Source organism: Fibrobacter sp. UWH4, from assembly GCF_900142475.1.
Lineage (GTDB): Bacteria > Fibrobacterota > Fibrobacteria > Fibrobacterales > Fibrobacteraceae > Fibrobacter.
On the sequence record NZ_FRAY01000002.1, the window covers coordinates 231,618 to 248,765 of the forward strand.

Below are 17,148 nucleotides of genomic sequence, written 5' to 3' on the forward strand. Positions count from 1 at the left end.
AGTGTATTTTGATGCAAGATTTTATCGCCCGTTTAATTGAAGAATCGAAGCGATTTCTGAATGAACGCGCCCAAATCGATGACGACATCGGGCGCGAAGCTGCGAAATTTGTTGAGCGCGAAATTCCCTCCCCCAGCGGAACTTTCAAAAAAAGCGATTCTCCACTGATTCGCTGGATTGAAGACTCCGCAAAACATGGATGTTCAGAGACTGCAAATTTGTTAAACGCGTTAAAGCCCGCGCTCCCCTTTTTGCCGTGGAAGTATAATTACGAGCCTCGCGCCGATATGCCCGATTTAGGAAACCGTATGGGCTGGGGAGAAATCCTCGGGCCCGAAGCGCCGTACCATGACGATCATTTTTGTTTCGGTTTTACGCTTCTCGGAAAGAATACCTTATACCCGGCGCATTATCACCCCGCCACGGAACTTTATGTGGTGCTTTCGGGCCTTGCCGTTTGGACATTAGACGGCGTTTCAAAAGTCCGCGGCCCCGGAGAATTTATTCTGCACCCGTCAAACCACGTACATTCCATGCAAACAAAAGACGAGCCGTTGCTTGCGCTTTACACGTGGAGCGGCGAAGATGTCGAGACTCTCTCAAAGTACGTGTGATTGAAATAATCCTTTTTAGTTGCACAGGCCCGCAAGTATCTCCACCGCTTTTTGCATGTTCGTTTTATCGACCGACGAGTAGTTCACGACAAACTTGTGCTGCGACGGCTTCGCCTCAAAATAATACTCCGAAAGGGCGCGGATGTTTACCCCGCGAAATCGGGCGCGGTTGCAGAATTCTATATCGGAACATTTCGTGTTCACTTCCAAGATAAAGTGGAGGCCAGCGTCTTCTTCGTAAATTCGGGCGACATTCGAAAGCCTGCTCTTGCGGATAGCCGACAGGAGCATATCGCGCTTGGCCCGGTACAGATTGCGCATGCGGTTGATGTGCGTCTCGTAGTAACCGAAATCAATGAACCTGGCCATTACATACTGATCAAGATTCGAAACCGTACACGAATAGAACGAAAGTTTGTCATGGAATTTCTCGGCAAGATGCGGCGGGAGCACCATATAACTGAGGCGAATCGCAGAAGTCATCGTCTTGGAAAAGGTGTTCAGGTAAATCACCTTTTCGGTAACATCAATGTTCTGTAATGCGGGGATGGGTTTTCCGATCATGCGGAATTCGCTGTCATAGTCATCTTCGACGATGTAGCGATTTGGGGATTCTGCCGCCCAACTGAGCAAGCGATAGCGTTCGCCGACGGGCATCACCATCCCTGTCGGAAAATGGTGCGCTGGGGAAATATGCACGACATCGACGTCAGATTTCTTGACGGAGTCTACGAAACTTTCTGCCGCAATGGGAATATGACACACCTTGACGCCGTATTGGCTATACAGTTTTGAAATTTTGCCCCAGCCAGGGTCTTCTACGCCATAGCACTTGTCAAATCCGAGCAATTGTACTAGCAAGCCATAAAGGTAATCAGTTCCGGCACCAATGACAATCTGTTCGGGCGACACCTGGATATTTCTGAATTCGCGAAGCATACGAGCGATGGCTCGGCGAAGTTCCAGTGAGCCCATTCCCGGAGAAACTTGCAACAAATCGTTCTGCCTTTCGCAAAGGACCTCGCGAGTGATTTTTGCCCAAGTGGTAAAGGGAAACGCCTCGATGTCGGCACCGTTGCTTGCGAAATCGGCGAGATATTTCGGGTTGATATGTTCTGATTCATCGGATGGTTCTGCGTGGATTCTGCGCGTGCGGGGTTTCTTGCGGTTCCGATGGACTTGCGCATTAGCCGCGGCATTTATGTCTACAACAAAGAAGCCTTTTTTAGGGAGCGAGTAGATATAGCCTTCGGCGAGGAGCTGGGCGTAAGCGTTTTCAACGGTCACAACGCTAATGCCGAGATTCTGCGCGAGGTTGCGTTTGGAAGGGAGCTGTTCTTCAGCAAGGACGTTTCCGCTTACGATATCTTTTTTGATGCATTGGTAAAGGTAATGGTAGAGGCTGTTTGCTCCCGCTTTGGACATATCGTAAGTGAACATGAAACTGACCTTATTAATATTGTTAATCTGATATTTAACTGACCTTATAAAAATAGTAAAAAACTGAATATTGTGCAGGTCAAGCGAATGTTTTAAATTACAGCCTGAAATTAAACCATTCCACAACCAAGGAGATTTACATGTCTGACCAGAATCGTTACGAACTCAACAAAAACCTAGCCCAAATGCTCAAGGGTGGCGTCATTATGGATGTGACGACCCCCGAACAAGCCAAAATCGCCGAAGCCGCTGGGGCCGCCGCCGTGATGGCATTGGAACGCATCCCTGCCGACATCCGTGCCGCGGGCGGTGTATCGCGCATGAGCGACCCCAAGATGATCAAAGGCATTCAGGAAGCCGTCTCTATCCCGGTCATGGCCAAATGCCGTATTGGCCACTTTGCCGAAGCGCAGATTTTGCAGGCTATCGAGATTGACTACATTGACGAAAGCGAAGTGCTTTCTCCTGCCGACGACATTTTCCACATCAACAAGCGCGAATTCGACGTGCCGTTTGTCTGCGGCGCGAAGGACTTAGGCGAAGCGCTGCGCCGTATCGAAGAAGGCGCGTCAATGATCCGTACCAAGGGCGAGCCGGGTACGGGCGACATCGTCCAGGCCGTGCGACACATGCGCCTGATGAACCAGGAAATCGCCCGCATTTCGAGTATGCGCGAAGACGAACTCTTTAACCGAGCCAAGGAACTCCAGGTGTCGTACGACCTGGTGCGCTTCGTTCACGACCACAAGAAACTCCCCGTGGTGAACTTCGCTGCCGGTGGTGTTGCCACCCCCGCCGATGCCGCCCTCATGATGCAACTCGGTGCCGAAGGCGTTTTCGTAGGCTCCGGTATCTTCAAGTCGGGTAACCCCGCCAAGCGTGCCGCTGCCATTGTGCAGGCTGTCACCAATTATACCGACGCAAAGCTGATCGCCAAGCTTTCTGAAGACTTGGGCGAAGCCATGGTCGGTATCAATGAACAGGAAATCGCGCTGCTGATGGCCGAAAGGGGAAAGTAATGGGAATTAACAAACCGCAAATTGGCGTACTCGCGGTGCAGGGGGCATTCATCGAACATGAACGCATTCTGCAATCGCTCGGCGCCGAAGTCTTTGAAATCAGGCAGTTACGCGACCTTGACCGCCATTTAGACGGTCTTGTGCTCCCCGGTGGCGAAAGCACCGTGCAAGGAAAACTGCTCCACGATTTGGGGCTTTTTGAACCGCTCAAGAATCTCATTGAGAACGGACTCCCGACTTTAGGAACTTGCGCAGGATTGATTCTACTCGCTGACAATTTGAGTAACGATTCTCACACCTACTTCGGAACACTCCCCGCCACTGTTGAACGCAATGCATACGGTCGTCAACTCGGAAGTTTTTACGTCGAAGAAAACTTTGAAGAAATCGGAAAAATTCCGATGACATTCATCCGCGCACCGCTTATTCAAAAAGTGGACGAGGGCGTCCAGGTTTTAGCAACTGTCAATGACCAAATTGTCGCTGTACGCTACAAAAATCAACTGGCCATTTCGTTCCACCCGGAACTCAACGAAGACTTGCGCGTACATCGATATTTTTTGGAAATGATTTCTCATTTTTACTAACTTTGGCCGCGCCATGCTGATATATGCCGACAAAGTTTTTGAAAATCCCATTGAAATCGTTGAAGCTTTCTGCCCAAATCAGGTCAAACCCGCTTTAGATAAAGTAGAGTTTCTGAAAAACAAGGGGCTCTACCTTGTGGGTTATATGCGGTATGATCTTAAAAATATCGCCGACAACCTGCCATTGGTTTATTTCGAGGCTTTTGATAGTTGTAAACCTTTTGAGCACAAGGTGCCTGATTGCAAAATCGGCACCATTGTAACTCCGCTTATCAGCAGAGAAGAATACTTTGAGAAGATTGCCTATATCAAGGAACAGATTAGGAAGGGTATCACATACGAAGTGAATTACACTTATCCGTCGTCGCTAAAGACCAATGCGAGTGAAATCGATTTGTACCATTTCCTTCTGCAAAATCAGCGGACGCCCTACAATGCCTTTTTGCAGAATAAATACGAAACAATCCTCTCCTTTTCTCCTGAACTGTTCTTCACTTTGAGCGGTAACAAAATCCGGACAAAACCAATGAAGGGGACGGTCAAAAGAGGGAATGATTCCGAAGAAGATGCCAAGTTGAAGGAATTTCTCTTTAATGACCTTAAAAACCGCACCGAAAACATCATGATTGTCGATTTGCTGCGGAATGACTTGGGACGGATTTCTAAACCAGGAACGGTCCGCGCAGACAAAATGTTCGAAATTGAAGCGCACAAAACATTGTTCCAGATGACATCCGAAATCTCTTCGGAACTTAGAAACGACGCGACTCTTTACGACATTTTTGAAGCGATTTACCCCTGCGGTTCCATTACCGGCGCTCCAAAAATTTCGACTATGCAAATCATCGACGAAACCGAGCCCAAGTCCCGTGGCGTTTATTGCGGGGCCATCGGATATTTGCACAAAAACGAAGTCGTGTTTTCGGTCCCGATAAGAATTTTGCAGAAAATAAATGGTGAATCAACTTATCGGTACGATGCTGGCAGCGCCATCACGTGGAATTCTACTGCCGAAAATGAATGGGAAGAAACTATGACCAAGGCCGAATTCTTAAGAACTGATTTTTCGCTTATCGAAACGGGAATTACCGATTTCGAGATGCACGTTGAACGCCTCAAAAAATCAGCGCAGGAATTAGGCTTCGTGTGGAATTGTGATATTGAAAAAATCGGATTCAATAAAGAAATTGTCAACCGAATTGAACTTTTCAAAGATGGACATTTCGAAGTCACGACAAGGCCCATTCCGGCTCCAAAGCAAAATCCGAAAGTCAGAATTGGCTATCACGTAAATTCAGAGAATCCTTTTTTGTACCATAAAACCAGCATCCGCCTGCCTGCACCCAAGGATGTTTTCGATGAAATTGGGATTAACGAAAAAGGCGAAATTACCGAAGGAACCTTCACTAACATAGGCATCAAACAGAACGGGATCATTTACACTCCGCCAATCAAGTGCGGACTTTTAAACGGAATTACCCGACAAAAGTTGCTCCGTGAAGGCAAAATCCAAGAAAAAATCTTGTATCCACGCGACCTTGAAACTGCCGAGAAAATCTACTGTTTCAATTCAGTGCGCGGCGTTGTCGAAGTGGAATTGGCTTAACGCTATTTACCACACAATTCCAATCGCGCAGTAAAGTAGCGATAGTCCCATGAGCGTATAGAAAATTCGGTGGTGTTTTCGGAATATACCTTGAAGCAAAACGCCCGCGAAAAGCCACGCCAAATTGCAAACAGGCCCTGTGAATGGCAAGACTAGGCCAAATATAAGGATGTGCGGAAAATCCTGGTGGTAAGGAAGCATGTAGGTCGTAATCGCCGTCAAGCAAAACACCATTATCTTCACGTTTGTAAGTTGCACGAAAAGGCCCGTGCGGAAATTGCCGGTGGCGCGGTTGTTGCGAATTTCATCGTATGGTTTAATCGCTTGAAGCAAAAGGCTTATAGCTAGATACGCAATATAAATTGCTCCAATAAACGAGAATATTTCAATAAAACTTTCAAATGCACTGCTAATAAAATAAACGATAAAAACGGACGCAAGCGCAACAATCGTGTATCCGGTAAAAAGCCCGTACCATTGCTTTATCGCCACACTTTTTCCACTTTTCATTGCCACGGACAGCGAGCAAAGATTCGCGGGTCCCGGGGTAATTCCCGAAACAAAGGCGTAAAGCAAAAATGAAAGTGCAACTTCTAGTGACACGATGTGCCCCGCACGACGATTATTTATCTGTGCTTTCCACTTGCCAGGTGAAGCCTGCCGCCTCGATGGTGCGGAATGTTTCTTCGAGACTCTGGCCGCCTTCGGTGAGGTAGCCCGACGCGAATATGGAATCGGCCACCTTGAAAAGCGTCTTTTCGTGCCCCTTGAAATACACCTCGCGGCCGGCGGCGCAGCGGATGTCCGATTTCGGGAGCATCAGGCGAGCCAGGCAAAGCACCTTGATGCAGTATTCGGGCGTGAGTGCCGAAATGTCGCGGGTAGCAAGGCGTGTGCCTTCTACCGGCAACAAGAAGTTGATCGGCACCGAATCCGGATTGATTTCAAGCAGTTCAAAAAGCATGTCCACCACATCTTCGGGCGTTTCACCCATGCCGATGATGCCGCCGGAGCAGATTTCGAAGCCGAGGCCCTTCAGCATTTTCAAGTTGTCAATTCGTTCCTGGTAAGTGTGCGTGGTGCAGATGCTCGGGTAAAAACGACGGCTGCTGTTCAGGTTGTGATTGATACGATTGAGGCCAGCTTCCTTAAGAATCAACGCCTGTTTTTCGGTCAGGAATCCGATGGAACAGCAGATTTGCGTGTCGTTCTTTTTCATCTTGCGGATGCGTTCGGCAAGTTTTTCGATATCGTCGTCCGCAAAACGGATGCCGCTAAGTCCGATGCAGTGCCTCGCCAAATGCATTTCATCAACGAGGTCGTTGTCACCATACAGCTTTTTGTCTTCTACATAGCGGTACTTTTCAATCGGTGCTTCGGAATCGCGAGACTGGGCGCAATAGGCGCAGTTCTGCGTGCAGTTTCCGCTGCGGACATTGGTGAGCAACTGGATGCTTACGCGGTTGCCTTTGTACTTGGTACGCAGCTGATATGCCTGTTCAATCAAGTTAGGCAAGGAATCCGCATTCGCATTCAAAATATCAAGAGCCGTTTGTCGATTCATGGTAAAAAAATCCCTATAGAAAAATAATATAACCCCAAATGTGGTTTCAAAAGTCAGCTTTTACTACTTTCCTACATAAAATATAGGAAATAATTTCTGGAGAATCTTATGTCTTCTACCCATTATATGGATTTACTGATGCAGAACTCGCCGTGGAACTTGATTCTGTTCATGGCGATTCCTGTCATCTTGGCAGAAACCATCGCGATTACGGAACTGTTGATTCCGCTACTCTCACAAAGAGCCGGGTTGACAAAAAAAGTGAACCGCGTAAGCGGCGTTCTCGCTGGCATTGCGTTTATCGGCATCATTCTTTACCTCGTCCCTACAGTGGTCCTGCCGCTCGCTTCCAACGGGGAATTCAGGACCTGGGTCGATGCGGTCGCCATCTTCTCGTACCTATTAGCGGGTATCCCGATGATTCTGCTGGCGTTGCTCAACTTGAAGCTTCTCTTTAAGCATGCTGAGCCGAAGAAAAGAAACGTCATTCGCATTTCCTTGCTGGCAGCATTCCTGGTTCTGTCTCACATCGCCATGATTTTTGGTATGGTAGATCCGTCCATTGCAGGCTACCAACCAACAAAGCAATCCGTTGAGATGAATCATTCTCACCATCATTCACACGGCGATATTCAGCAGGATTTTTTGCAGCAAGGCCATTCCATGCATGACCATTCGCATCATCACTGATGCGTAAAAATCACGCTTGTAGTAACGCTGCAATTCCCTGTTTAAGCCGATTCAGCCCTTCTAGGCATACACTCTTAGGGCAGGCGATGTTCATTCTTAAGAAATGTTCGCCGCCGGCACCGTAAGCATCGCCGCCTATAAGAAGCAGTCCCGTTTTACGCCTTAAATAGGCGGCAACATTTCGCCCAGTTTCAGGCAACGCCGAAATGTCAAGCCACACAAGGTAAGTGGCGTCGCCCTTGACAGCCTTGATTTCCGGAAGTTCTTTCGCCAAAAAGTCTTCGACCAGTTTCCGGTTTTCCCAGATGTATTCGCGCAGGCTTTCAAGCCATGGCTCGCCCTGTTCAAACGCAGCAATCGCGGCCACCGTCGCAAAGGAATTGGGCGCGGCGATCTTGTCCGTGTACAACGCATGCCGTACCTTGCGCCTCAAAGTGGGGCTTGCTACATATACCGCCGAAGTATGGAGACTCGCCAAGTTGAAAGTCTTCGTGGGCGCTATGCAAGTAACGCTTACTTCGCGGCAAGTTTCGGAAGCCGCCGCAAACGGCACGTAACTTTTCCCAGGCTCCGTAATGTCGCAGTGGATTTCATCGGAAATGACGATGACATTGTACTTCTTGGCAAGTTCGCCGATTTTTGCCAAATCTTCCGCACTCCAGATTTTTCCAATCGGGTTGTGGGGATTGCAGAGAATCATCACTGTTGTCTGCGGATTCGATAGCTTTTGTTCCAGATCCGTAAAATCGATGGCGTAAGTCCCGCTCTTATACAAAAGTTTATTTTCGACAACATTACAATCGCCATTTTCGATGCAGTTGTAGAAGTTATTGTAGACTGGAGATTGGATGACGATGTTTTCGCCCGGAGCGGCAAGCCGCTCGATTACGGAGAAAATCGAAGGCATCACGCCTGCAGAGAAAACCAAATTTTCTTTCTCCATTTTCAAGTGATGCCGCCTACCCCACCAATTGATGTAAGCATTGTACCAGGCGTCGGGAACATCCGCATACCCGAAAACGCCATGATCCAGGCGGCTTTTGAGCGCATCCAAAATTTCGGGGGCAGTCCGGAAATCCATATCCGCCACCCACATGGGCAGCTCGTTTTCGGCGACTTTCCATTTTATAGAATCGCCATTTCGTCGATCGATTACGGTGTCGAAATCGTACATATCGCAGGGGTCGTCTAGATAAAATACGTCAAGTCGGATTTTTCAGTGGAGCCGAGCATGGTCGCAACACCGCCAAGTTCCACGCCGTCGATGAGTTCTTCGGGCGTAATTCCCATCAATTCCATCGACATCTGACAGGCAACGAATTTTACGCCCTTCTGCCTCGCGCTTTCAATCAGTTCTTCTAGCGAAGAAACCCCGTTTTTCTTCATAACCGCGCGAATCATCTTGGCGCCAATACCGCCAAAGTTCATGCGCGAAAGTCCGAGTTTCTTGGAACCGCGGGGCATCATGAAGCCGAACATTTTCCCGATGAACGATTTTTTGACGCGCACCTTATCGGGCCTACGCAAAATGCTTACACCCCAGAAGGTGAAGAACATGGTAACCGAGCGGCCCATGGCGGCAGCACCATTCGCCATGATGAACGAGGCAATCGCCTTGTCCAAATCGCCGCTAAAAACAACAAACGTCTTGTCATGTTCAAACCCCTTCCTTTCGGGAGCGGGAAGAACATCGCGCTTTACGATGGTCGCATAGATTACGCCGTCTTTTTCGGAAAGCGATTTCAATTCATTGCCGGTACGCTGGCACCAGACATTCACATCCGAGAAGAAAGCCTTCTCGGTCGCTTCCACCTGAACTTCTTCGCCAACAGATACGCTTTTGACAGCTTCGTCCACCTTCACGATTGGACCTGGGCACTTGAGATCCTTAGCATCCACATAGTGAATTTTCGGGACGGCGTCAAGCCCGCCTTCTACATTGTACACGTCATAATCGCGATCGGCGAGAATTTCGGCAACTTGTTCGGAACGGTCACCTGTAGAACAGAATACGTAAACAGGCTTGTCTTTCGGGATGCAATCAATCTTCTTGGACAACTCAAAAAATGGAATTAGAATAGCCCCACTTACGGGACGTACAATGGACTCGCTCGGTTCGCGAACATCCAACAAGATTGAGTTTTTGGAATCAATCTTGTGAAAATATTTTGCAAGGAATTTTTTGACTTCGGACATTTTGTTGTGTAGAAAAAAATTTAATGACGGTAACTCACAGATTTAACGATATGATTCACAAAAATAAAAATTGCACCTAAACGGTGCAATATTTCGGGATATACATTTTTTTTATAGCTTTTCAATCAAATCAGTCAATCAAGTCGTTCTGGAAGCGGGACAGGTGCTCGAACGGCAAGATCTGACGACCGCGGAAAAGGCCGCAACCGTCGTTTATTAGCTGATTGTTGATAGCCTTGAACATGTTCACGTCTATTTTGGCAAGTTCGAGTTCCTGCAATTTCATAAGACGCTCATAGGCCTCGTCAAAATAGACGCACTCACCACTAGGAATCTGATCGTGTTTGGAGCGCCTGGTCTCTTGCGTTTTCTCGTAGCCAAAATGGTTTGCCTCGCCGATTTCGGCAAAATCGTCCATGTCCTTGGTGCGCAACTGCACCTCGGTAAAGCAGCGGGCCAGATTGTCGTAGAAAATAATATGCAGCGATTGGTAGCCCGAACTTCTCGGGAATGCCACCGAATCGTGGTAATACGGCCGCACTTGTTCATTCAACAATTCCGAATGACCATCTTCCGTGTACTTCGTGATCTCTGCCGTAAAGCCGCGCTCTTCCAAGAATTCCGGCAGCACGTTCGCGATTTCGTACAGATACTTTTCTTCTACTTCGCGGCGGTTCTCGCCCTTTTTAATGTGGCAAACCGGCATCGAAATCACAATGCGGTAAGCAATCAAGTCGCGAAAGTTCAGCTTGCTCTTGATTTCGGCTTCCGTCGGGAACTTCCCGTTTTTTTTGTAGTAGCCGTAAATGTATTCAAGGATGTAACCATTGAATTTTTCTTCGGCGCGAATCAGCGACTTAATGCGACCCTTGAAAGTAAAAGCCAAGAACGGGTATTCCCGCGTCATGAACTTGTAGAATTCCTTGATCCGCTGTGACTGCGAAGTCAAAAAGTCATTGTGCTCCAGCAATTCAATAATCTGAATCAGAAAATTCGAATGCGCAAGGTCGATGCTGTTGCGCGTTTCCTTCGCACCGTTCCTGAGGTCGTTAGAATACTGGTGCAAAATTTTCAGCACCGTGTTTCCAGAATATAAATAGTCGTTCAGCGTAATCATATTAAATCCTGCGCCCCATAGAATGCAAAAAATATGCCAAAGCTCTTTCACAAGATACTTTGGCATTTTTCATTACAGTTTTTGGAAAACTTTACGGTTTTGGATAGCGTCGTAATTACGCGGCGTTCCCCGCCAATCCGATTTCTGCGGCGTGTTCGCGCATGCCCTCGATGCAGATGGCGGCGACGTCTTTCACGTCCATGCCGAGCAGTGCGCAGCCTTTCAGGATGTAGTCGCGGTTGCACTTGGCGGCGAATTTCTTGTCCTTGAACTTCTTCATGAAGCTTTTCACTTCGAGGTCCAAAATTCCGTTGGGGCGCATTCTCGCGCAAGCCTGGATGATTCCGGTGAGCTCGTCCACGGTGAACAGACTCTTTTCCATATTTGTCCTGGGTTCCACCTGGTTCACGATTTCAAAGCCGTGTGCCAAAATGGCGCGCACGTCTTCTTCGGAGACGCCCTGCGCAAGCAGTTCCTTTTCGGTGTGCTGCAGGTGTTCTTCGGGGAATTCCTGGTAGTCGTAATCGTGCAGGTAGCCCACGGCCTGCCAGTGTTCAACGTCTTCGCCGAAGTGTTTGGCCATGGCGCCCATGGCGTAGCATACGTTGAGGGAATGGATGACCAGCGATTCTTCGGTCACGTGGCCCTTGCTGATTTCTTTTGCGCGTTCGACGGTCAGGCTCATTTTATATCTCCAATTTCCACCGCTAATATAAATATTTTGAAGAATGACTAGTTCGCTTTTGTCCAGAACAGGAGTTTGCGTTTAACAAGTTCAAACAGTTCCATAATCGCAAGCACCACAATGCCTGTCCAAAGAATGCCTGCAACCATGTTGGGGTAATCGGAATAGTCGGCGTAAAATTGCACAAAGTGACCAAGCCCCGTATTTTCGCCAAAAAGTTCAGCCACGGTGAGCATGATGAACGAAAGTCCCATGCCTACGGACAGTCCCGAAAATATCGAGGGAAGGCTTGCTACAAGGGCGATTCTCCACAGGTATTCAAACTTTCCGATTCCGATAACGGCGGCGTTACGCTTGTATTTTTCGGGGATTTCGGCGGCGCCGGCAGCCGTATTCAAGTAGATGGGCCAAAAGGCGGCAATAAAAATGATAAATGTCGAAGACAAATAGAACGTCGGAAGAATCGCTATCGCGTAAGGAATATAAACGTTGGGGGGAATGGGGGCCGCAAACCTGGAAATGGGTTTTAGCATGTTCGATACCCATGGAACGGAACCAGAAACGATTCCGATAGATATTCCGACAATCGATGCCACCAGATAGGCGGGCACCAGTTTTAAAAGAGAGGCTCCTGCGCTGCGCAAAAGTTCTTCGCGAGAATCGAAGAGGGCCTTAAATATCGCCTTAGGAGACGGGAACAGGTATTGACTGTCCCATTCCGGGCCGCAACTGATTAGCACCCAAATTCCTAACAAGAAGAGAAGAAAAAGGATTCCCGAAAACTTGGATAAGTATTTTGTAAAAGTTCTCATATGCTGGCACCTCCTTGTACAATGTGGCCTAGTTTTTCAAGGATGTCCTTGTGGTAGGCGTCTTCAATAGTTGCAATGGTTTCTTGGACTTTTTCGTTGCGGAACCAGTCGCCGCGATTCTTCTTTACCGGGAAATCAAGCGGGATGTCTGCAATGATGCGGCCGGGGGTTGACCCTAAAACGATAATGCGGCTTCCGAGATAAACAGCTTCACGAATGTCGTGCGTTACAAACAATGTTGTAATCGGCCGGTCTTTGATACCGCGGCAAAGTTCCAAAATCAAATCTTGCAAACTCGCCCTGTTTACCGGGTCAAGAGCGCCAAAGGGTTCGTCTAAAAGAAGGGCGTCAGCGCTGACACTTAAGGCGCGTGCTATGGCTCCGCGCTGGCGCATTCCGCCCGAAAGTTCAAAGGGGTATTTATGTAGGCTTCCTGAAAGTCCCACCAAATTCAAGTATTCTTCTGCTAAATTTTTGGCGTAACTTGTCTTCAGTTTTTTTGTCTTTTTAATAGCGAGCGTTACATTTTGGAGAAGGGTAAGCCAAGGGAAAAGGGTGTAGTCCTGAAAGACTACACTCCTTTCTGCAGAAGGCTTTTCGATTTCTTTTCCTTTCCAGTAGACATGCCCCTCGCTCGGCTTGGCAAGCCCAGCGAGAAGGTTTAGCAAAGTGGTCTTGCCACTACCGCTTTCGCCTAGCAGGCATACGAATTCACCTTGATTGATTTTCAAGTTGATGTCTTTCAAGATGGCTCTGCCATCGTACGAAAAACCGAGATTCGATGCTTCAAAACCATTTTGCTTTATTGTCATACTATTCTTAGTTCCTGGATTTGAAAATATTTTCTGCCTTGGCGTAGAATTCGGACTTGGGATTTTCTTTGCGAAGTTCTGCGATGGCGGCCTTGTAGAAATCGGTGCGAACGTATTCGGAAACTTTCTTGTCGGACTTGATGAATTCGGCATCTTTCAAGAAATCCCAGAAGAATTCGACACCCTTCACGTTCGGGTCCGTATCCTGCGTGACGTGCCCGCTGTAGAACGCCTTGTTGACAAGGGCGGTATCGAGCTTGATCCACTTGGCAATAATTTCCACACTCTTCTTGTGGTCATTTTGCACCAGTTCTTCGGCTTCGATCAGTGACTTGACCAGGCGCTTGTAAACATCGTCGCGACCTTCGATTTTGCGGAGCGATGCAATGAGGCGGCAGCAAATATGGCCGGGGTTAATGTCCTTACTGCGGAGCACCACGGAAAGGCCTGCTTCTTCGGCGCGAAGGTCATGGGGTCCCCAAGTAACGCCTGCAAATACGCTTCCGTTCTTGACGGCTTCGATCACTGCAGGCGGATTCTTGAGTTCTACGATGGTAACGTCTTTGCGCCAATCAACGCCCTCCTTCTTGAGGCCGCCGCGAACGATGGCGTCAGCAGTGCCCAAGCGAATGGTGGCAATTTTCTTGCCCTTGAGGTCACTCAACTTTTTGACGGAGCCTGCGTTTTCTTTGCGGGTAATCACCGCCTGGTCGCCGCCCATGATGCCACCAATCACGCGGATGTCGGCACCTTGCGAAATGTGGATAAGCGGAGCGAGTGAACCGAATGCACCTGCATCGAGTTTACCTGCGCGGACAGCGGCAATGCCGTCGCCGGAATTCGAAAATTCAACGAGCGTTACGTCAAGGCCATTTTTCTCGAAAATGCCAGCGTCTTTAGCGATAAAGAATTTTCCTTGACCTGTAGAAGACAGGTAACCGATGGAAATCTTGTCTGCGGCGATTGCAGAAGTAGCGCAGGCGAGGCTAAAGAGGATTGCCAATGCAATCCGAGAATGTTTTTTATGATAATTCTGAGTCATTGTGAAATTCTCCTATGTTAGAAGCCATAAGTTGCGGAAAGGTGATAACGGTTCAAGTCTGCTTCTTTTACGGTGCCTGCGATCAGGTAATCTGTTTGAACGTGGAGGTATTCAATCCCGAGCGAGAAGGCATCAGTCAGGCTGTAGGTGGCGTTTGCGAAAATGGATATGTTCTGCTCGCGGCCGCCCACAGTTTCGATGTCATCGCGGTCCAGTTTGTCAATACCTGCGCCACCATTAATTGCCAGTTTTTGAATCAGTTTAGCCTGCAGAGCGAACCAACCACCGTACGCCTTGATGCTTTTGACACTTTCGGGATCTTCGGTGTTGGCGACAAATCCGCGCCCGATGCCGGCTGCATACGTATCCAGATTCTCGCCGATAAATCCTTCGCCAAGGAGGGTGATGGAACTTGTAACAGGGAGAGTCAAGTCAACGTTAGCAGACCAGGTGGGAATATCCTTGGTTTTGCCGGTTGCGTCCAAGTCGATTTCTTCTTGTCCGTAATGGCCAGAAACACCCAGGCCAGCCTTCTTGTTATCTACCCACAGCGGAAGCGCAATGCCGATGCGGCCCTGGAAAGTAGGAATGTCGGCGTCGGTACCGGTTTCAGAGGCAGAGGAGGAGTTGTACGGTTGGTTTTCACCAATGGTGCGGACAACAGCGGCGGCAATATCCACGGAGCCTTCGCCAACGGGGATTTTCTCGGTGAGTCTCAGCTGAGCCCTACGAAGGCCTGCGTCGCCGGAGTTATTGAGAACGCCTGCGTTAAGCGTCGGGGTTACCAACGGAGAAATCACGTCCCAAGTTTGACCGCCCAAAATAGAGAAGCCAGTCTTGCCGAAAGAAATTTCACCGTAGCCGTGACGGAGACGCGGGTTGGGATTGTTGGCTGAGCCACCACCGTAAAAGTCTACTTCGACTTTACCGTTGGCCTTGAAATAAGTCGTATCGCTACCGCTCGAAAGATTGAAGCCGATTCGAGTCAGGTTAGGAGTCAAGTGCCAGCCACCGTCGTTTTCGTTGGTAAGATCCGAGGCTGCAACGAAGTTGGCAAAGTTACCGTTATTGCTCTTGGAATCTTCGTAGGCGGCGTTGAGAGAAGCAAAACCGTAGAGTGTTGCGGTTACGCCGGTTTTTGTGGTGACCGAAATCGGTTCGGCGGCGAAAGAGGTGATTGCAGACAAAAGAATAATCTTGGCAGCAATATTTTTCGAATTGATATTCATTTACAAATCTCCTGATTGAAAATTTTTATGAGTTGAGCAACCATGCAAAAAAAATTTTGCACGACTTGATTAAATTTTGTTTGGTGGGGTTGAGTGCTTACTGGCGAATGCCTTGAGCAAAATTATAAAGTCTACACATATAGGTATCCTCGTTTTGATTTGTTTGCTCTTCGGAACATAATGTTCTCGAATTTTTGTGCGTAAAAAGTAGAAATAAAAATGTGTTTGTAAAATACTTTTTCTTTATAACTTAATATAGGGTTAAACTTGAACTAAGACAGTGACAAAAAGTGACTTTTACTTTTGAGAAAATGCCGCCTGAAAATCAGGCGACATTTTTGTGTTAGGAGAGTAAATGGATTGAAGTTAATTTATCTTGAAATTATTTACCACCGACAGATGTGCTATAAATCTTTTCGAGTAAATTAAGCGCACCCTTGTAACCGACGAAACTACGATTGATAATCAACGTTTCGCTGGACGGCGGAGTAATTTCGAAAAGCAGCGCATTCTTTTCGTTGGCGATATTGATTTCCCAAGAAGACGCAAGAATCAAAGGCTTGCCCGAAGAGAAATTCACTTCCTTAATGGACTTTTCAATCAGGTAGCCATCTTCTTCAAATTCCACGTCAACATCGACACCTTCGCTAATGTTGTGGAACGCATCTTTGATACCTTTGCGGAATTTTTCTGGCGGATCGTCACTGATGATCGCCTTGCGCGGAATAAGACCGATTTGGTCTACGAGGAACTTGGTGTAGGCAAGCGTGTAGGCGGAATCTGCGGTAATGGCAAATTCGCTGGGCATACCGAACCAGTATTCGGCGAAGAATTCAGAGAAGTGTTCCAGATAGTAGTAATAGATTCTGTTTTCTTCCTTGATGAACTTTTCGCTCTGTTTCTTGTCAATTCCGGCAAATTCGACAACTTTACGGATAAATTCGCTTGTCGCTTCGGCGCCGAGCGGAATTTCAGGAATGTGCAGGAACGGCTGACCGTATTTTTCCTGGAGGTGTTCTGCGTTTCGAACGCCCACCCAGGTCGAAATCACCAAGTTGAATTGGGCCTTCGGAATGCGCAACCAATCCTTAACACCTTCGTTTTCGGGTCCGAAGGGAACATTGACTTCAAAACCGGCACCACGGAGAATACGGGCAATTTCCTGATAGTCTCCACGCCAGTTCTGGTTGTAGTAAGGAGTTTCAAACCAAAGATTGACAAGACCTTTTTTGCGTTTACCCTTGTAATCGCCAACGAACTGGTCGACAATCGCGTTCACGACTTCTTCGTGGCCGAAAAGGTTGTTGCCCTTGAAACCAGCTGTATCGACAGACACAATCGGGTAACCCAAATCGCGGTAGCCACGAACCAGGCTCGAAACATCGTCGCCGATAAGACCTCCCACGCAACCGGTAAGCACAACGTAGAGGTCGCCATTGAACACCTTGAGCGTCGACTTGATCAACTGATCCAAAGTCTTGATGCCGCCAAAGACGATGTCGTTTTCAGTGGAGTTTGCACTCGGCATGTTACCAGCGCCGGCATAAATACTGCCCTGAAAGCCATTTTCGAAGGTGAGAAAAGCCGTTTGCTTAAGCTGGCAACCCGGAGAACAGTTGGCAATGGGAACTGCACCCTTAATCGCTACAACCGTATGAGATGCACCAACCGCACAAGCGTATCGGGGGTCCGAAATGGAATTACTCTTTTTTCTTTTAATTGTAGAATCAGACAT

The 17,148-nt window shown here is 48.0% G+C and carries 17 protein-coding genes; 5 read left to right on the plus strand and 12 right to left on the minus strand.

Translation table 11 applies throughout. The annotated features are described in order from the left end of the window. Positions 1-11: 11 nt before the first annotated feature. A complete protein-coding gene (locus tag BUA93_RS03810) occupies positions 12-614 on the plus strand; it encodes a dimethylsulfonioproprionate lyase family protein (protein ID WP_072977591.1) in 603 nt (200 codons plus the stop codon). A 15-nt stretch (positions 615-629) separates the two neighbouring features. On the opposite strand, the gene BUA93_RS03815 is transcribed toward BUA93_RS03810, so the two are convergent. Next, complete coding sequence (locus BUA93_RS03815; protein WP_072977593.1) at positions 630-2,054, minus strand: MocR-like pyridoxine biosynthesis transcription factor PdxR; 1,425 nt, start codon at positions 2,052-2,054, stop codon at positions 630-632. Positions 2,055-2,194: 140 nt separating this feature from the next. Here BUA93_RS03815 and pdxS point away from each other — a divergent pair, with 140 nt between their 5' ends. The 3 genes from pdxS (at position 2,195) to pabB (ending at position 5,266) form a co-directional block, all read left to right on the plus strand. After that, complete coding sequence (gene pdxS / locus BUA93_RS03820; RefSeq protein ID WP_072977595.1) at positions 2,195-3,073, plus strand: pyridoxal 5'-phosphate synthase lyase subunit PdxS; 879 nt, start codon at positions 2,195-2,197, stop codon at positions 3,071-3,073. After that, positions 3,073-3,660 (plus strand): pyridoxal 5'-phosphate synthase glutaminase subunit PdxT, encoded by a 588-nt coding sequence (gene pdxT, locus BUA93_RS03825; protein WP_072977596.1) that lies wholly within the window; start codon positions 3,073-3,075, stop codon positions 3,658-3,660. Before pdxS ends, pdxT begins: the two co-directional genes overlap by 1 nt. Before the next feature lie 145 nt (positions 3,661-3,805). Next, positions 3,806-5,266: an aminodeoxychorismate synthase component I gene (pabB, locus tag BUA93_RS03830; RefSeq protein ID WP_254793833.1), complete on the plus strand. Its 1,461-nt coding sequence runs from the start codon at positions 3,806-3,808 to the stop codon at positions 5,264-5,266. A gap of 6 nt (positions 5,267-5,272) precedes the next feature. Here pabB and BUA93_RS03835 read toward each other — a convergent pair whose 3' ends face one another. Both BUA93_RS03835 and bioB read right to left on the minus strand, forming a co-directional pair. Beyond that, the gene (locus tag BUA93_RS03835) at positions 5,273-5,869 is read right to left on the minus strand and encodes a LysE family translocator (RefSeq protein ID WP_072977599.1); all 597 of its coding nucleotides are present in this window, start codon (positions 5,867-5,869) and stop codon (positions 5,273-5,275) included. Between the two features lie 19 nt (positions 5,870-5,888). Then, a complete protein-coding gene (gene bioB, locus BUA93_RS03840) occupies positions 5,889-6,830 on the minus strand; it encodes a biotin synthase BioB (RefSeq protein WP_072977601.1) in 942 nt (313 codons plus the stop codon). Between the two features lie 108 nt (positions 6,831-6,938). Between bioB and BUA93_RS03845 the strand changes: the two genes are divergently transcribed. Then, positions 6,939-7,520 carry a DUF6803 family protein gene (locus tag BUA93_RS03845; RefSeq protein ID WP_254793834.1) on the plus strand — a complete coding sequence of 194 codons (582 nt, stop codon included), beginning with the start codon at positions 6,939-6,941 and terminating at the stop codon, positions 7,518-7,520. A 10-nt stretch (positions 7,521-7,530) separates the two neighbouring features. Here the strand turns inward: BUA93_RS03845 and BUA93_RS03850 are convergent, their stop codons facing one another. The 9 genes from BUA93_RS03850 to BUA93_RS03890 all read right to left on the minus strand — a co-directional run bounded on the left by BUA93_RS03850 (position 7,531) and on the right by BUA93_RS03890 (position 17,148). Beyond that, entirely contained in the window at positions 7,531-8,694 is a 1,164-nt protein-coding gene (locus BUA93_RS03850) for a MalY/PatB family protein (protein ID WP_072977603.1), read from the minus strand. A 14-nt stretch (positions 8,695-8,708) separates the two neighbouring features. Then, entirely contained in the window at positions 8,709-9,716 is a 1,008-nt protein-coding gene (locus BUA93_RS03855; RefSeq protein ID WP_072977604.1) for a DsrE/DsrF/DrsH-like family protein, read from the minus strand. 130 nt (positions 9,717-9,846) lie between these two features. Next, on the minus strand, positions 9,847-10,833 hold the full coding sequence (locus tag BUA93_RS03860; protein ID WP_072978084.1) for a nucleotidyltransferase family protein: 987 nt from the start codon (positions 10,831-10,833) through the stop codon (positions 9,847-9,849). Positions 10,834-10,948: 115 nt separating this feature from the next. Further along, a complete protein-coding gene (locus tag BUA93_RS03865; protein WP_072977606.1) occupies positions 10,949-11,518 on the minus strand; it encodes an HD domain-containing protein in 570 nt (189 codons plus the stop codon). A 47-nt stretch (positions 11,519-11,565) separates the two neighbouring features. Beyond that, entirely contained in the window at positions 11,566-12,258 is a 693-nt protein-coding gene (locus BUA93_RS03870; RefSeq protein ID WP_254793835.1) for an ABC transporter permease, read from the minus strand. A gap of 68 nt (positions 12,259-12,326) precedes the next feature. Next, entirely contained in the window at positions 12,327-13,142 is an 816-nt protein-coding gene (locus BUA93_RS03875; protein WP_072977609.1) for an ABC transporter ATP-binding protein, read from the minus strand. Positions 13,143-13,149: 7 nt separating this feature from the next. Further along, entirely contained in the window at positions 13,150-14,184 is a 1,035-nt protein-coding gene (locus tag BUA93_RS03880; protein WP_072977611.1) for an ABC transporter substrate-binding protein, read from the minus strand. A gap of 17 nt (positions 14,185-14,201) precedes the next feature. After that, on the minus strand, positions 14,202-15,413 hold the full coding sequence (locus BUA93_RS03885; protein ID WP_072977612.1) for a hypothetical protein: 1,212 nt from the start codon (positions 15,411-15,413) through the stop codon (positions 14,202-14,204). A gap of 382 nt (positions 15,414-15,795) precedes the next feature. Next, positions 15,796-17,148, minus strand: a complete 1,353-nt coding sequence (locus BUA93_RS03890; protein WP_072977614.1) for a nitrogenase component 1 — start codon at positions 17,146-17,148, stop codon at positions 15,796-15,798.

Bases quoted from the DNA above. Each gene is read 5' to 3' on its own strand.
- pdxS (WP_072977595.1), top strand. From the start codon at position 2,195: ATGTCTGACCAGAATCGTTACGAACTCAACAAAAACCTAGCCCAAATG.
- BUA93_RS03875 (WP_072977609.1), bottom strand. From the start codon at position 13,142: ATGACAATAAAGCAAAATGGTTTTGAAGCATCGAATCTCGGTTTTTCG.
- BUA93_RS03845 (WP_254793834.1), top strand. From the start codon at position 6,939: ATGTCTTCTACCCATTATATGGATTTACTGATGCAGAACTCGCCGTGG.
- BUA93_RS03815 (WP_072977593.1), bottom strand. From the start codon at position 2,054: ATGTTCACTTACGATATGTCCAAAGCGGGAGCAAACAGCCTCTACCAT.
- bioB (WP_072977601.1), bottom strand. From the start codon at position 6,830: ATGAATCGACAAACGGCTCTTGATATTTTGAATGCGAATGCGGATTCC.
- BUA93_RS03880 (WP_072977611.1), bottom strand. From the start codon at position 14,184: ATGACTCAGAATTATCATAAAAAACATTCTCGGATTGCATTGGCAATC.
- BUA93_RS03890 (WP_072977614.1), bottom strand. From the start codon at position 17,148: ATGTCTGATTCTACAATTAAAAGAAAAAAGAGTAATTCCATTTCGGAC.
- BUA93_RS03850 (WP_072977603.1), bottom strand. From the start codon at position 8,694: ATGTACGATTTCGACACCGTAATCGATCGACGAAATGGCGATTCTATA.
- BUA93_RS03865 (WP_072977606.1), bottom strand. From the start codon at position 11,518: ATGAGCCTGACCGTCGAACGCGCAAAAGAAATCAGCAAGGGCCACGTG.
- BUA93_RS03855 (WP_072977604.1), bottom strand. From the start codon at position 9,716: ATGTCCGAAGTCAAAAAATTCCTTGCAAAATATTTTCACAAGATTGAT.
- BUA93_RS03885 (WP_072977612.1), bottom strand. From the start codon at position 15,413: ATGAATATCAATTCGAAAAATATTGCTGCCAAGATTATTCTTTTGTCT.
- BUA93_RS03860 (WP_072978084.1), bottom strand. From the start codon at position 10,833: ATGATTACGCTGAACGACTATTTATATTCTGGAAACACGGTGCTGAAA.
- BUA93_RS03810 (WP_072977591.1), top strand. From the start codon at position 12: ATGCAAGATTTTATCGCCCGTTTAATTGAAGAATCGAAGCGATTTCTG.
- pdxT (WP_072977596.1), top strand. From the start codon at position 3,073: ATGGGAATTAACAAACCGCAAATTGGCGTACTCGCGGTGCAGGGGGCA.
- pabB (WP_254793833.1), top strand. From the start codon at position 3,806: ATGCGGTATGATCTTAAAAATATCGCCGACAACCTGCCATTGGTTTAT.